The sequence below is a fragment of the uncultured Coprobacter sp. genome (assembly GCF_947855755.1).
Lineage (GTDB): Bacteria > Bacteroidota > Bacteroidia > Bacteroidales > Coprobacteraceae > Coprobacter.
Genome location: NZ_CANUAR010000002.1, coordinates 85,430 through 101,231, shown reverse-complemented (window position 1 = coordinate 101,231; position 15,802 = coordinate 85,430). Strand labels below are relative to the sequence as shown.

The following is a 15,802-nucleotide window of genomic DNA, read 5'->3' as shown; positions in this document are numbered from 1 at the left end:
ATAATACTTAGTTGTAGATGTGATGTATTGACGTTAAAAAGAACGGGAACGTTCGGTATATACCCGTGCGCTCCCGTTATAGCATTATTATTTTTTATGCTGTTCTACCCATTTGCGGGCATTTACGAATGCCTCTATCCAAGGGGTCACCTGATCTTCGTTTTTACGTTTAGTCGGATAATATCCCCATTGCCATGGGAAAATCGCACGTTCGAGATGAGGCATCATAGCCAAGTGCCGTCCGTCGTTTGTTGCGATACCTGCGACAGCAAAAGGTGACCCGTTCGGATTAGCCGGATAAGCATCATAGCTGTATTTTGCTATGACATTATATTTGTCGATATCATAAGGTAATTCGAATTTTCCCTCTCCATGGGCTACCCATACTCCTAATTTGCTGCCTGACAGAGACCCGAACATTACCGAATTATTTTCAGGGATAGTCAAACTGGTAAATTCGGACTCGAATTTATGTGAATCATTATGTCGCATTTTGGGTTTCTTTTCGTGATCCGGAGTCAATAGCCCCAATTCTACCATGAGCTGACAACCGTTACAGATACCTAAACTTAGAGTATCCTTGCGTGTATAGAATTTGTCCAAAGAGGCTTTGGCCTTTTCATTCCAAAGGAATCCTCCAGCCCAGCCTTTGGCAGAACCTAATACATCCGAATTGGAAAAACCTCCGCAATAGACGATCATGTTTATATCTTCGAGTGTTTCTCGTCCGCTGATCAGATCGGTCATGTGAACATCTTTAACGTCGAATCCGGCTAAATAGAGAGAATATGCCATTTCCCGATCTCCGTTTACGCCTTTCTCTCGAATAATGGCTGCTTTTATGCCGCTCGGTTTTCTGCGGTCGGCACTGATTCCGTATTGTGCCATTTTTCCGGTGAAATCGTCATTAAATTTAATTTGTAAAGGTTGTTCCTTGTAATTGTTGAATCGTGCGGCAGCAGATTTTTCTCCGCTTTGCTTGCGATCGAGCAGATAAGAGGAAGAAAACCATACGTCACGCAAGTAATCGATTCCGAACTGATATTCTGCATTGTCTTTCTTGACCAGAATGTGACGTTCTTTGCAAGGCCGTCCGATTTTAGAAAATCCGATACCGTTATTTTGCAGAATCTTTTCGACGCTATCCTTGTCTTTTACCTGAATCAAAACTCCCGGATTTTCACTGAAAAGGATTTTTATAATATCTTTTTCTGCGATTTTATCGAGATTTACATCCAAACCGCCTTCCGAATTTCCGAAATTCATTTCGAGCAAGGCAGTAATCATACCGCCGGCCGAAATATCATGACCTGCCAGAATAAGGTCTTTCTCGATTAATTCTTGTATTGTATTGAATGCTGAAGCGAAATATTCTGAATCTTTTACGGTAGGTGCTGTTTTACCGATTTTTCCGAGCGATTGTGCAAAAGCCGATCCTCCGAGTTGAAAATTATCGAATGAGAAATCTATATAGTAAATAGCCGTATTGCGATCGAGAATGAGTACAGGAGAAACGACTTTCTTTATGTCCGACACTTCACCTCCTGCCGAGATGATAACAGTTCCCGGAGCGAAAACTTTTTCGTCACCGTATTTTTGTGTCATAGACAGACTGTCTTTTCCTGTGGGAATGTTGATTCCCAGATCACAAGCAAATTGACTGCAAGCCTCCACTGCTTTATATAGACGAGCATCTTCACCTTCATTTTTACATGGCCACATCCAGTTGGCACTTAATGAGACACTTTTCAATCCTTCCGTCATTGGTGCCCATACGATGTTGGTAAGAGCTTCCGATACGGCAAGTATAGAACCGGCAGCCGGGTCGATCATGGCTGCTTGCGGTGCATGTCCGATAGAAGTGGCGATACCCGATTGCCCTCGATAATCTAAAGCCACTACGCCACAATCGCTGAGAGGTAATTGTATTTCTCCCTGACATTGTTGGCGGGCTACTTTGCCGGTTACAGAGCGATCTACTTTATTGGTCAGCCAATCTTTGCAAGCTACCGCTTCAAGCTGTAATACATTTTCCAGATATTCATGTATCTTTCCGGTTTCGTAGGCAACGTCCTGATAATTCTCTTCAACCGTGTGATCTTTCATAAAAGTGCGAGGCGCTTTGCCGAACATATCTTCCATGGCGAGATCTATCGGTTTTATTCCGTCTTTTTGTTCAAAGACAAAACGCATATCCCCGGTGGTTTCTCCCACGACATACATAGGGGCACGTTCACGGTCTGCGATCTTTCGAACATGTTCGATGTCTTTTTCACCGATAAGCATTCCCATGCGTTCCTGACTTTCGTTTCCGACGATTTCTTTTGCGGATAGGGTAGGATCTCCTATAGGTAATTTATCCATTTCGATTTTACCACCCGTCGTTTCTACCAGTTCCGACAAGGCATTTAAATGCCCTCCAGCTCCATGATCATGAATCGAAACAATAGGGTTATTGTCCGACTCTGCAAGTGCGCGAACCACATTCGATACACGTTTCTGCATTTCAGGATTAGCGCGTTGTATGGCATTTAGCTCGATTGCATTGGCATATACACCGGTTTCTACAGACGATACAGCTCCGCCCCCCATTCCGATACGGTAATTATCTCCGCCCATAACGACGACTTTCTCACCGGGCTTAGGAGTTCCTTTGAGAGCATCTCGCATAGTTCCGAAACCAACACCGCCTGCTAACATGATAACTTTGTCGTATGCAAATTTTTTATAGTTTTCGGCATGCTCAAAGGTAAGAAGCGATCCGCAGATCATCGGCTGTCCGAATTTGTTCCCGAAATCCGATGCTCCATTTGATGCTTTTACTAAAATTTGTTCAGGAGTTTGGTAAAGCCATTTCCGCTCAGGCATGGCTTTCTTTTCCCATTCGCGCCCCTTTTCCGTTCTGGGATATGAGGTCATATATACTGCTGTGCCGGCAATGGGCAAACTCGCTTTTCCGCCGCCTAATCGGTCGCGTATTTCTCCACCTGTTCCGGTTGCAGCTCCGTTAAACGGTTCTACGGTAGTCGGGAAATTATGTGTTTCCGCTTTTAGGGAAATAACGGTTTTTATATCTTTAATTTCAAAAAAATCGGGCTTGTCTTGTGATGCCGGAGCGAATTGTTCGATTACCGGTCCTTCGTTAAAAGCAACGTTGTCCTTATATGCCGATACTAATTTGTTCGGATTTTCTTCGGATGTTTTTTTTATTAATTTAAATAAAGAACTTTCTTTTTCTTGTCCATCAATAATAAAAACACCGTTGAATATTTTATGCCGGCAATGTTCTGAGTTGACTTGGGAAAATCCGAATACTTCACTGTCGGTAAGTTTACGTCCTATTTTTCCCCCTAAATCGTTCAAATAATTTATTTCGTCTTCGCTCAGTGCAAGCCCCTCCTGTTTGCTGTATGAAGCGATATCGTCTATATAGACGATAGGATCGGGCAATTTGTTTATCTCAAAAATAGACTGGTTTAGTCCGTTATACATTCGTTGGAGCATCGGGTCGTGATCAGCCTTTTCGTTTTTTACAGGGAAATATTCTTCGATGCGGGTTATTCCTTTTAATCCCATATTTTGAGTAATTTCCACAGCATTGGTACTCCATGGGGTAATCATTTCTTTGCGAGGTCCGACGAACCAGCCGTCAATAATTTTGTCGTTTAGTACTTCGGCCTCACTGAAAAGCCAGCTCAGTTTCTCTGTTTCATGGGACGAAAGAGTGTGATCGGTATCGACTGCTATCACATTCCGGGAAGGTGTTTTGAAAAAAAGAACCATTATAGTCTATTTAAATTATGAATTATTTTGACTGTTATTATTGTTCTTGATAATATCTTTAATTCTCTTATCTTTTTCCTGATAAGATATTTTGAAAAATGTTCGCACTTTGCATCCGAAATATAAAAAAGAGATATTATCCTTTCTCAGATTTCGTCTGCAAAATTAATCAAAAGCTGCGTTCTTTAAAACAATAAAGCCAAAACAATTGACGGAAATGTAACATTTATGACTTATATTTGCATTTCGGAAACAGATTAACTGTAAATAGGGGAATAGTGGATTTGGTATTATATACGATTATAAGAGGTTTAGCTATCGGTATTTTGGTATCGGCACCCATGGGACCTATCGGAGTGTTATGCATACAACGCACTTTGAATAAAGGACGGTGGTCGGGCTTTGTTACCGGGCTGGGCGCTTCCGTTTCGGATTTGGGTTATGCGGTATTGACAGGTCTCGGCATGTCTATTGTGATAGATTTTATAGAGACGAATGAGTATTTGATACAAATATTGGGAAGTCTCGTGTTGGCCGGATTCGGGGCTTATCTGTATCGTCAAAATCCTGCAAAGAATATCAAAAAACAAAGTGCTAATAAAAATACTTTTACGCAAGATTTTGTGACGGCGTTCTTCCTTACATTGTCAAATCCGTTGATACTGTTTCTGTTTATAGGATTGTTCGCCCGACTTAATTTCTTTGTTCCCGAATCTACTTTATACCACTATATTCTCGGCTATATCTCTATTATTATAGGAGCTGTTTCATGGTGGTTTACAATAACGTTTTTTATAAATAAGGTGCGTACTCGTTTCAATTTGCGTAGCTTATGGTTGATTAACCGCTGTATTGGAGGCGTTATTATTATCATGTCTTTAGTGGGTTGTTTTATGGGTATGTCAGGATATTTCAATCATTAATTTTTTTTACTATGAAAAAAGTTTTGTCAGTACCTTTTATTCCGGGTTTGAAAGATCAACCATTGGAAAAAGCGTGTGAGTTACTTGAAGAGAAAGCTGCACGGCAAAGTGTGGAGTGTGTAAATTGGCCGGAACAATTTCCGTATAAGCCGATTACTATATTTGATATAGCCCGAAGCGAAACGGCTCTTTATATTAAGTATTTCGTCAGGGGAAATTGTCTGTTGGCATTGAATAGCGAAGATAATTCTCCGGTATGGCAAGATAGCTGTGTAGAGTTTTTTGTACAAGTTCCGGGTGAAACCGAATATTATAATTTTGAATTCAATTGTATCGGTACTGCGTTGGCGTCGAAGCGTCAAAGTCGGGAAATATGCACCCATTTCTCTCAGGAGAAGATGGCGCGTATAGGGCGTTATGCTTCAGCCGGACATAAACCGTTTCAGGAGATGCAAGGAATATTTGCATGGGAATTGCTTGTTTCCATACCTTTCGATCTGATAGGGGTTAACCCTGAATCGCTGCCCGAAAAATTATATGCCAATTTCTATAAATGTGCAGACAATTCGAGTTTACCTCATTACTTGAGTTGGAGTCCTATTGAGACGGAAAATCCGGATTTTCACAGACCTGAATTTTTTGGAGAAATATATTTTCGATAACAAAACAGCGAGGTATTGAAACACCTCGCTGTTTTGTCTTTTTTGAGACTTCTTTCTATCTCTTACAGATTGCAGCAAAATCGCAGTATTCACATATTTGAGTATTTTCGGTTTGTTTAAAGGGTATTTCTGTATTAAAAATTTCTTTGATACATTTATTGAATGTATCTGTAAATTCTTGAATATAAGGGGCGAAGTCGTATATAGGTTGTTCGACTCTCTTCTTATCCATTTTTATTTCATGGATGATAGACCAGTCGAATTGTATTTTGAATAAATCTCTGAGATGGTAGATTCCGGGACAAAGTGATTTCGGATGATTTATTTGAGAATATATCATAGCATACATGAATACTTGCATAATAGCCTTAGGTCGGTCTTTTTTTTGCGGGTCGAATAGGTCGGACATAGTTTTGAAGGTCGTTTCTCCTTTTCCTGTTTTGTAATCGATAATTCTTGTAGTACCGTCTTTTTCATCGATTCGGTCGATAGATCCTTTTAAGCGGATTTGGCGTATTCCGTCGAATGTATGAGTGGTGTCGATGGGAAATTCGGAATGGAGATAGATGAACGGAGTGTGCTTTCTGTCTGTTATTAAAGTTTGTTTGACATATTTACGGATAATCTCTCCTGTCAAATAATTTTGTCCTGTCAAAGGTCGTATTCGAGAAGTCTGAAAATAATATTTGGCGAACATGGTTTCTATTAAGCTTGTTAATAGCTTGTCGTCTTTTTGAATCTTTTCGAGTAAGTCTCCTGTAACGAGCTGCCCCTGCATCCGTTGGTAAATATTTTCCATTACTCCGTGGTAGATGCTTCCGAATGTGCTGGCCTCGATGCTTTCTGCAACTTCGTCTTCTGAAGATACCCTTTCGACATAGCCTAAATAAAATTTTAAAGGACAATCGATGTAGGTATTGACAGCACTTGCCGACAAAGCCCGGTCTCCTCCGGACAGAAATCGGTTTAGCTGTTTTTGAACAAATTCATTTTTAGGTATTTGAATAACCTGATTTTCTTTAACCGTAATATCGTAACTCATGACCTTTTCTTGGATAGGCACTTGGTAATGATATTTTAGTTGGTAGATGTATCGGCTCATTTCGCCGGTTTGTAATCCTTCGGTACGGGTGTCATATAATAAATAAAGTCTTTTTGCCCGATATATCATCCTATAAAAATAATAGGCATAGATGCTGTCTTGATGTTCTATGGTCGAAAGTCCGAATCCCTTGCGTAAATTATGGGGAATAAATGTATTGGCAACTTTTGTCATCGGAAATATTCCTTCATTCATAGATAGGATGATCAAGTTCTCGAAGTCGAGAGCTCTGGTTTCCAGAACTCCCATTATCTGTAACCCGGAAAGAGGTTCACCTCTGAAAGGAATGGAGATACTTCCTGCCATTTTACCGAGTAGTCGGAAAAATGTAGAAACATTCATTTGTATGTTTTCGTCCTTAATAACATCCTTCAGCCTTTTTACTGTTATATAATAGTGGAATAAAAACTCTTTTTCTATTTCGGAAAATTGTACAGTATGTTCTTCCTCTTCGGAATCATTTTGATCATTTGGGAAACCCTGCTGTAAATATTCCAAAATGTTGATCAGATAGTCGGCAGCTTGATTCGCAGTTTCTAAGCTTGCGAAAAGCAGCTTCAGTAATTCTGTTCTTCCTAATTCCGAAACCGGAATAAATACTTTATTATATTGTTTTATCTCTTTTGATAATAGATTTATTTCATTTTCTCCGGAAGATAGTATATATCGGTGACTGAGAATAGAAAGAACTTTTCGATGATAAAATTGGACCTCACCTTGTACCATGCGGTAATGCTTCTGCAAATCGAATATAGATTCCATAAGGCCTGCAACCGGAGTATTAGATAAGGTATATCCCATGGTCACGTTGATCGGGTCGATCGTTTCCGGTATGGAATATAACATCGGGAGTAATAAATGCTCGTCAGGCAAGACGATTGCCGTATTGATTGCTTTTGACGGATCAGGAATAGCTCCGGATGAAATCAATCCATTCAGGATTTCTTGTGTCTGTTTAGCTTGCCCTACGGCAGACGGAATACCGATCAATTCTATTTCCGGCCAAGTTTCTTTTCCTTTGTCGTTAGCTAATAATAATTTCGAAGGGAACGCTTTACGATTGCGAGAAAGAAAGAATGTTGCCTTATTATATTCATCTTTTAGAGTCGGAGCATCATAATCCCAATAAAAATCGGCAATATCTAATTCTTTTAGTCGATGCATTAGCATTTCTTCAGAAGTACTTAAAACATTTAAGCCGATAAAAACTACCTGGTTGTAAGGAATGTGCAATTCCTCCCGTTGTTTTGCTTTCTCCGCTACCTCTCGGAATATCATACCTTCGTATGCGATTCCTTTGGTTTTTAGTTCATCCCGAAGAGCCTTATAAAGAGGATACAGGATTTTCCATAAGGCAACGAACTGCATTTTTTTTTCGCTTTCCATTGCCGGTATAAAATGATCCCAAAATCTGCGGATAAACTCTATTTGAGTCTCAGATAATATATCCGAAAATCTGTTCTCTATCTCTTTCAAATCCTGAATATTGGTGAATAATTCTTTTGCATTTACCACATATTTATCAACATCATCGAAATCATTGAGAAGCATTTCTCCCCAAAAGACGAAATTATCGAAACTTTCATCGGAGTTACTCAAAGCAATATAATGACGGTAAAGAATAAAAAGCATTTGAATTTTATCTGCCGGTTGATAAGATGTCAGACGAATAAATAAGTCGTTAATTGTCATTATCGGAGGAGAGAATAAAGGATGTCCGGCTACTTCTGCAAGATATTTTTGAAAAAATATTCCGGCACGGCGATTGGGGAATACGAACGCTAAATTCTGTATTTCCTTACCATATTTTTTATAGAAAGTTTGAGCTATAAGATATAAAAACGGCTTCATATATGACGATGTAAAATAAATTCTTACAAGTTTACGGAATTTCTGCGGAATAATCGGTAAATCATAGAGAATAACTTTGGTTACATTTAAAAGACTATTTAAATTTTACACAAACATTTTTGAGCGATTGTGATAAATTTATTAGCTTTATCCATTCAAAAAGTAATCGTTAGAGAGATTGTTATGAAAAAGAAAATTTCATTATTAACTTTGATTGTTGTTATAATAGCATTTGCTTCTTGCAGACAGGCAAGTAGAAATGGCAATGACAATCAACAAGAAAATTCGACAGCAATGAAAGACTCAGTTAAAACTGTTCCTGTAACCGATGCCGCTGTGATTGTGCTTCTTGCACATCCCGACATTAGTAAAAGTCACATGAATGCCGCGCTTTCTCAGGCAGTAGCCGGAGTAGAGGGTGTGCAAGTAATCAATATTTACGACTATCCTGTCGCTCCTGATGTTTACCGAGATGTTGTGAAGCAGGCAAAAGGTATAGTTTATGAGTTCCCGTTTTATTGGATGAGTGCACCCCATTTGTTGAAACAATGGACAGATGAAGTATTCATGGTATTTACACAAGAAGGATTGATAGAAGGCAAGGAGTTCATGGTGGTTACCACAACCGGATCTGAAGAGGCCGCTTATCAGCATGACGGACGCAATAAATATACGATGGTTGAGTATTTGCGTCCTTATGAAGGTCAGGCTAATCACTCGAAAATGATTTGGAATGATCCGCTTGTCGTTTATGGTAATCCGCAAGATGCTACTGCTGCAGAAGAGAATTTACGGAATGGCAAAGAAGAATATGAAGCACGTCTGAAAGCGATGGTAGAAAGAGTTAACACCAAATAAGTAATGCACAATAATGACTGTTGAGGATTTACGTGACTATTGTTTGTCACTGCCGGGGGTAACGGAGAAAATGCCTTGGATAGGTTATAAAGTTTATAGCGGCGGCTTATGCTTTTATATATGTGGCAAATGGTTTTGTTTTTGTGATGTAGATAATTTTGATTTTATCAACATCAAGTTGCCTTCGGAAATGGGAGAGGAGCTCCGGTCTGAATATGATGCTGTCCGACCGGGTTGGCATATGAATAAGAAATACTGGAATAGTATTTATCCGGGCAGAGACTTGTCTGATGTCCGGATTAAAGAATTGATACGGATTTCTTATGATACGGTAGTTGCATCATTACCGCTCAAAGACAGAACCGGATTAATGCCACAGGAATCGACCTAAAATCGATACAGGTTCTTAATATCGGAATATTTTGTAGAAGTATCGGCTATCGAAGTCGGTACTTTTGCTGTTTTTAAGGATTAACCCGTTGTTCGGTATTGTTGAATTTCTTTGTGGAAGTCTTCGTATTAAGATTTGAACGGTCATTTTATAGAAGTATGCTTATAAAGATTCGGTGATTTAAAATTCGTTGTAGTGGACGTTTTTTTTTACATTTGCACTTTCATGAAGTAATTATAACCAATTATGATTTCAATAGAAGGGTTATCGGTGGAATTTGGCGGAAATCCGCTTTTTGATGATATAACCTATGTGATAAATAAAAAAGATCGAATTGCTCTGGTCGGGAAGAACGGTGCAGGAAAATCTACTATGTTGAAAATTATTGCCGGGTTGCAACAGCCTACATCGGGGATGGTGAATATTCCTAAAGATATGACAATCGGGTATTTGCCTCAGCAGATGCAAATATCCGATTCGCGTACGGTAATGAAAGAAGCAGAACAAGCCTTTGCCCATATATTTGAACTTCGGTCACGTATCGACCGTATGAATCGGGAGTTGTCAGATCGAACCGATTATGATAGTCAGGATTATCATGATTTAATAGAGCGAGTTACAGATGCGAATGAGCAGTTGACGATGATCGGTGCTGCAAATTATCAAGCGGAAATAGAGAAAACATTGATGGGATTGGGATTTGTCAGAGAAGATTTCGATCGCCCGACATCTGAATTCAGCGGTGGATGGCGCATGCGTATCGAATTGGCGAAATTGCTTTTGCAGCGTCCGGATGTGTTGTTGCTTGATGAGCCCACCAACCATTTGGATATAGAATCGATTCAGTGGCTGGAAAATTTTTTGGCGACAAGAGCGAATGCCGTAGTATTGGTCTCTCACGACCGGGCATTTATAGATGCGGTGACAACTCGTACCATAGAAATTTCATTAGGTCGCATTTATGACTATAAAGTAAATTATTCCAAATATGTCCAGTTACGAGCCGAACGTTTAGAACAGCAGCAACGGGCTTTTGAGAATCAACAGAAGCAAATACAAGATACGGAAGCTTTTATCGAACGTTTCAGGTATAAAGCTACAAAAGCCGTTCAAGTGCAATCTCGTATTAAACAGTTGGAAAAAATAGATCGAATCGAAGTTGATGAAGTCGATACCTCTCGTCTTAATTTGAAGTTTCCTCCTGCACCTCGTTCCGGAGACTTTCCGGTCATAGGACAAGGTGTCGGCAAAACTTATGGCGATCATGTCGTTTTTTCGAATGCTGATTTTACGATTCGGCGGGGTGAAAAAGTGGCTTTTGTCGGAAAAAACGGAGAAGGAAAATCGACATTGGTAAAGTGCATAATGGGAGAGATCGACTATGACGGAATATTGAAAATCGGTCATAATGTCAAAATCGGGTATTTTGCGCAAAATCAAGCACAGTTGTTAGATGAAAATCTGACGGTTTTCGATACGATAGATCGTGTGGCGGTAGGGGATATACGTACCAAAATACGGGATATTTTGGGCGCTTTTATGTTTGGGGGCGAAGCATCCGACAAAAAAGTAAAAGTTTTGTCGGGAGGGGAAAAGACTCGACTGGCTATGATCCGGCTTTTGCTTGAACCGGTGAATCTTCTGATTCTCGATGAGCCTACCAACCATTTAGATATGAAGACTAAGGACATTCTGAAGCAGGCGATAAAAGATTTTAACGGCACGGTAATTGTAGTTTCTCATGACAGGGAATTTTTAGACGGTTTAGTCGATAAAGTCTATGAGTTCGGGAACAAGAGAATAAAGGAGCATCTGGGTGGCATTTATGATTTTCTGCAACGAAAAAAAATGGAAACGTTGCAAGATTTGGAGCGTAATAGTAACGTTGATTCGAAATCTGTCTTGAATAATTCCGGAGATAAGGAAATTTCGGGGACGAGGTTGTCGTATGAAGAACGAAAAGAATTTCAACGTCAGATAAAAAGATTGGAAAAAGCTGTTGCGGATAATGAAAAGCGGGTTGAACAAATAGAGGCGGAAATACAGTCTGTTGAAGAGCAATTGGCTTCTCCTGAAGGTGCATCTGATACTCAGCTTTATGAAAAACATGGAGCGTTGAAGAAGGCTCTGGATGAAGTTATGGAGAATTGGACAGAACACAGTGAGCAACTTGAAAAGTTGCGGTTACAAGATTTATAAACGTAATAATTAAATAATAATGAAACAACTATTGATTTTACCTTTGGTCGCCGGAGCTTTGGCTACCGGTTGTGCTCCTAAGCCCGGGGCGGAGAAGAGTTTGGCCATAGATCCGTCTAATATGGATACGACTGTGGCTTGTGGAGATGATTTTTATGAGTATGCTTGTGGAGGGTGGATTAAAAAAAATCCGTTGAAGCCTGAATATGCTCGTTATGGCTCATTCGATGTTTTGGCCGAAAACAATCAGAAACAAATGCGCGAGTTAATTGATGAGTTGGAGAAAGCTGAAAATGAACCGGGATCGGTTGCTCAAAAAGTCGGAGATTTATATAAAATGGGATTAGACAGCGTTCGTCTTAATAAAGAAGGCGTTTCTCCTATTTCGGAAGCTTTGAAAAATATAGCTTCTTTGGATGATAAGGCTGCTTTTGCATCTCTCGTTGCTCAAATGCATAAAGAAGGATCGTCTCCTTTCTTCCAGTTATATGTAGGCGCTGATGAAAAAAACAGTTCGATGAACATTGTTAATTTATATCAGAGCGGTATGAGTATGGGAGACCGGGATTATTATTTGTCCGAAGACAGCGCTAACGTAAAAATTCGGGATGCATATAAAAAATATATTAATGAGCTGTTTACATTGGCAGGTTATTCTGCAGAGAAAGCTGCTGTTGCCGAAAAGAATGTTATGAATATAGAAACGGCATTGGCTAAAGTTGCATTTTCTCGTGAAGAAACCCGGAATCCGTTGAAAAATTATAATAAAATGCCGATGTCGGATTTTCTAAAACAAATGAACGGTTTTGATTGGAAATCTTATTTTTCAGCTTTAGGTTTGGACTCTTTAAACGAAATCAACCCTAATCAGTTACCTTTTATAAAAGGTATGGATGCCTTAGTTGGAGGTTTGACCTCTGAAGAAATCCGGGATTATTTGATTTTTAAGCAAATAAATACGGCTTCATCTTATTTGAGTGATGATTTTGTTCAGGCGCGTTTTGACTTTTACGGTAAGGTTCTTTCCGGACAGCAAGAATTGAAACCTCGTTGGAAGCGTTCGTTGAGTGTAACGGATGGAGCTTTGGGCGAAGCGTTGGGTGAGATGTATGTAGCAAAATATTTTCCGCCTGAAGCAAAAGAACGAATGCTTAAATTGGTAGAAAATTTACGAATTTCGTTAGGTGAACATATTGACAGTTTAGAATGGATGAGTGCTGAGACTAAGGCTAAGGCAAAAGAAAAACTTGCTGCTTTTTATGTAAAGATCGGTTATCCCGATAAATGGCGTGATTATTCCGGATTAACGATCGATCCGAAAAAATCGTATTGGGATAATGTACGTGAAGCTGCTATATTCGAGTCTGATTATATGTTGAGCGATGTAAATAAACCGGTCGATAAAACCCGTTGGTTGATGAGTCCGCAGACAGTGAATGCTTATTATAATCCGACAACGAACGAAATTTGTTTTCCGGCAGGTATTTTGCAGCCGCCGTTCTTTTATATGGATGCCGACGATGCTGTGAATTATGGAGGCATAGGCGTTGTAATCGGGCATGAAATGACTCATGGGTTTGATGATCAGGGTCGTCAATATGATAAAGATGGAAATCTGAAAGATTGGTGGACGGCAGAAGATGCGAAACAGTTCAATTTGAGAGCAGACAAATTGGCCGATCAATACAGCAGTATTATTGTTTTGGATACAGTGCATGCAAACGGACGCTTTACATTGGGTGAGAATATTGCCGATCATGGAGGATTGCGGGTCTCTTATACTGCATTTAAAAATGCGACGAAGGGACAGGATTTGGAACCGATCGACGGATTTACTCCCGACCAGCGTTTTTATTTGGCTTATGCAGGATTATGGGCGCAGAATATCCGGGATGAGGAGATATTGCGATTGACTAAGATCGATCCTCATTCTTTAGGCAAATGGCGTGTGAATGCTGCGTTACGTAATTTGGAAAGCTTCTTTCAGGCTTTTGGAATCACAGAAAAAGATCCGATGTATATGAAGCCTGAAGACAGGGTAACGATTTGGTAAATGATTTTATTTATATAAATCGAGCCGGGATTTTATTAAAATCCCGGTTTTTTATGACGATACACAAAAATACTCCGGTAAAAATATTATAATTCTTACCGGAGTTTCCTGTTTATTTTAATCAAATCTTAGGACTTGTCTCAATTTTACTCGGGTCAGTTTTGAGAGTTTCTTTTTCTGTTTTTACAAGGAGGGTAGCGGGCTATCTGATAAGTGAAAACGGGAAAAAAGACCGGAAGTAAACACAAAAACGACCTGATAATATTTTTGTCGGAAAATTTACGACAGGCTTTTAAATAATGTCTTTTATCTCTTCAAGATTTTTTGCTACATCTTCGTCCGTTACTTCGCAATTTATAAGGTCTCCTGAGAAATATTGGTCATAAGCTGCCATATCGATGAGTCCGTGTCCCGAAAGGTTAAACAATATTGTTTTCTTTTCTCCTGATTCTTTAGCTTTCTGTGCTTCTTGTATTGCTGCGGCAATAGCATGAGATGATTCGGGTGCAGGAATAATACCTTCGGTACGAGCGAAAAGAGTTGCCGCCTCGAATGTATCTAATTGTTTAATATCTACAGCTTCCATGAGATTGTCTTTTTTCAATTGGCTGACAATCGATCCGGCACCATGATAACGAAGACCTCCGGCATGTATATTCGCAGGTGCGAAGTTGTGTCCGAGAGTGTACATCGGAAGTAATGGGGTATATCCCGCTTCATCTCCGAAATCATATTGGAATCTGCCGCGTGTCAATTTAGGACAAGAAGCCGGCTCGGCAGCAATAATTCGTATATCTCTACCTTCTGTCAGTTTATGACGTAAGAAAGGAAAAGATATTCCGGAAAAATTTGAACCTCCACCGAAACAACCTATGACGATATCGGGATATTCTCCTGCCATTTCCATTTGTTTTTCTGCTTCGAGACCTATTACGGTCTGGTGCAACATAACGTGGTTTAAAACACTCCCTAACGTATATTTGCAATTCGGGGTTTGCAGAGCTAATTCGATCGCTTCTGAAATAGCAGTACCCAGACTGCCTTGATAGTTAGGGTGGTCGGTCAGTATTTTGCGTCCTGCCTTTGTTGACATACTTGGGGATGCAATTACCTGTGCGCCGAATGTTTGCATAATAGAACGGCGATAAGGCTTTTGATGATAGCTGACTTTTACCATATATACGGCCAATTCGAGTCCGAATGTTTTGGCAGCATAAGAAAGTGCAGCACCCCATTGTCCTGCTCCTGTCTCGGTCGTAATGTTGGTTACACCTTCTTTTTTACAGAAATAAGCTTGAGCTATCGCCGAGTTTAGTTTGTGTGAACCGATAGGACTTACACTTTCGTTTTTGAAATAAATATGTGCGGGCGTATCTAAAGCTTTTTCTAATCCGTAGGCACGTACCAGCGGAGTAGGACGCCAAACTTTATACATATCCCGTATTTCATCGGGTATTTCTATCCATGCGTCGGTTGTATTTAGTTCCTGATGAACCAGTTCTTTTGCAAAAATCGGATAGAGATCTTCCGGCTGCAGTGGTTTTTTTGTTCCGGGATGGAGAGGTGGCATAGGTTTGTTTTTCATGTCCGCCACTATGTTATACCACGCTCTGGGGATGTCGTTTTCTTGTAGTAAAAATTTTTTTGTATCCATAATAAGAGTTAGTTATGGTATTATTAGTTGAGTTTTTTATCAGATGTTTTTTGTAAAATTATCTCAAACAAAAGAATTTTGAAACAAAGGAACAAATAATAATTAAAAAATCAAACAAAAAGAAAGGATAATTCAAAATTGATAAACAAATCGATCAAAAAATAATTTTTCGGTGAAATGATAGAGCCTGTTTAGAATCTGTCTGAATTTTGCACGAATGTTTTTTGATACTTGTTTTCGATAGCGTTTTTTAGTTTTGTGTCGAAATGAGCCGTATATATAAAAAGCAAAGAGAGGGACTACTCACGTAGTATTCCTCTCTTTTA

The 15,802-nt window shown here is 39.6% G+C and carries 9 protein-coding genes; 6 read left to right on the top strand and 3 right to left on the bottom strand.

The window, feature by feature from the left end:
- Nucleotides 1-87 precede the first annotated feature (87 nt).
- The gene (purL, locus tag Q0093_RS02120; protein WP_297928285.1) at nt 88-3,783 is read right to left on the bottom strand and encodes a phosphoribosylformylglycinamidine synthase; all 3,696 of its coding nucleotides are present in this window, start codon (nt 3,781-3,783) and stop codon (nt 88-90) included.
- 278 nt (nt 3,784-4,061) lie between these two features.
- Between purL and Q0093_RS02115 the strand changes: the two genes are divergently transcribed.
- Both Q0093_RS02115 and Q0093_RS02110 read left to right on the top strand, forming a co-directional pair.
- Nucleotides 4,062-4,706, top strand: coding sequence for a LysE family transporter (locus Q0093_RS02115; protein ID WP_294176049.1), 645 nt, complete (start codon nt 4,062-4,064; stop codon nt 4,704-4,706).
- Nucleotides 4,707-4,717: 11 nt separating this feature from the next.
- Entirely contained in the window at nt 4,718-5,368 is a 651-nt protein-coding gene (locus Q0093_RS02110; RefSeq protein WP_294176047.1) for a carbohydrate-binding family 9-like protein, read from the top strand.
- A 55-nt stretch (nt 5,369-5,423) separates the two neighbouring features.
- On the opposite strand, the gene Q0093_RS02105 is transcribed toward Q0093_RS02110, so the two are convergent.
- A complete protein-coding gene (locus Q0093_RS02105) occupies nt 5,424-8,321 on the bottom strand; it encodes a PD-(D/E)XK nuclease family protein (RefSeq protein ID WP_297928284.1) in 2,898 nt (965 codons plus the stop codon).
- Between the two features lie 183 nt (nt 8,322-8,504).
- Between Q0093_RS02105 and Q0093_RS02100 the strand changes: the two genes are divergently transcribed.
- The 4 genes from Q0093_RS02100 (at nt 8,505) to Q0093_RS02085 (ending at nt 13,822) form a co-directional block, all read left to right on the top strand.
- Complete coding sequence (locus Q0093_RS02100) at nt 8,505-9,179, top strand: NAD(P)H-dependent oxidoreductase (RefSeq protein WP_297928283.1); 675 nt, start codon at nt 8,505-8,507, stop codon at nt 9,177-9,179.
- Between the two features lie 13 nt (nt 9,180-9,192).
- Complete coding sequence (locus tag Q0093_RS02095; protein ID WP_297928282.1) at nt 9,193-9,570, top strand: MmcQ/YjbR family DNA-binding protein; 378 nt, start codon at nt 9,193-9,195, stop codon at nt 9,568-9,570.
- A 246-nt stretch (nt 9,571-9,816) separates the two neighbouring features.
- Complete coding sequence (locus Q0093_RS02090) at nt 9,817-11,769, top strand: ABC-F family ATP-binding cassette domain-containing protein (RefSeq protein WP_297928281.1); 1,953 nt, start codon at nt 9,817-9,819, stop codon at nt 11,767-11,769.
- 19 nt (nt 11,770-11,788) lie between these two features.
- A complete protein-coding gene (locus tag Q0093_RS02085) occupies nt 11,789-13,822 on the top strand; it encodes a M13 family metallopeptidase (RefSeq protein WP_297928280.1) in 2,034 nt (677 codons plus the stop codon).
- 292 nt (nt 13,823-14,114) lie between these two features.
- Here the strand turns inward: Q0093_RS02085 and Q0093_RS02080 are convergent, their stop codons facing one another.
- Nucleotides 14,115-15,476, bottom strand: coding sequence for a TrpB-like pyridoxal phosphate-dependent enzyme (locus Q0093_RS02080; RefSeq protein ID WP_009316843.1), 1,362 nt, complete (start codon nt 15,474-15,476; stop codon nt 14,115-14,117).
- Between the last annotated feature and the right edge of the window lie 326 nt (nt 15,477-15,802).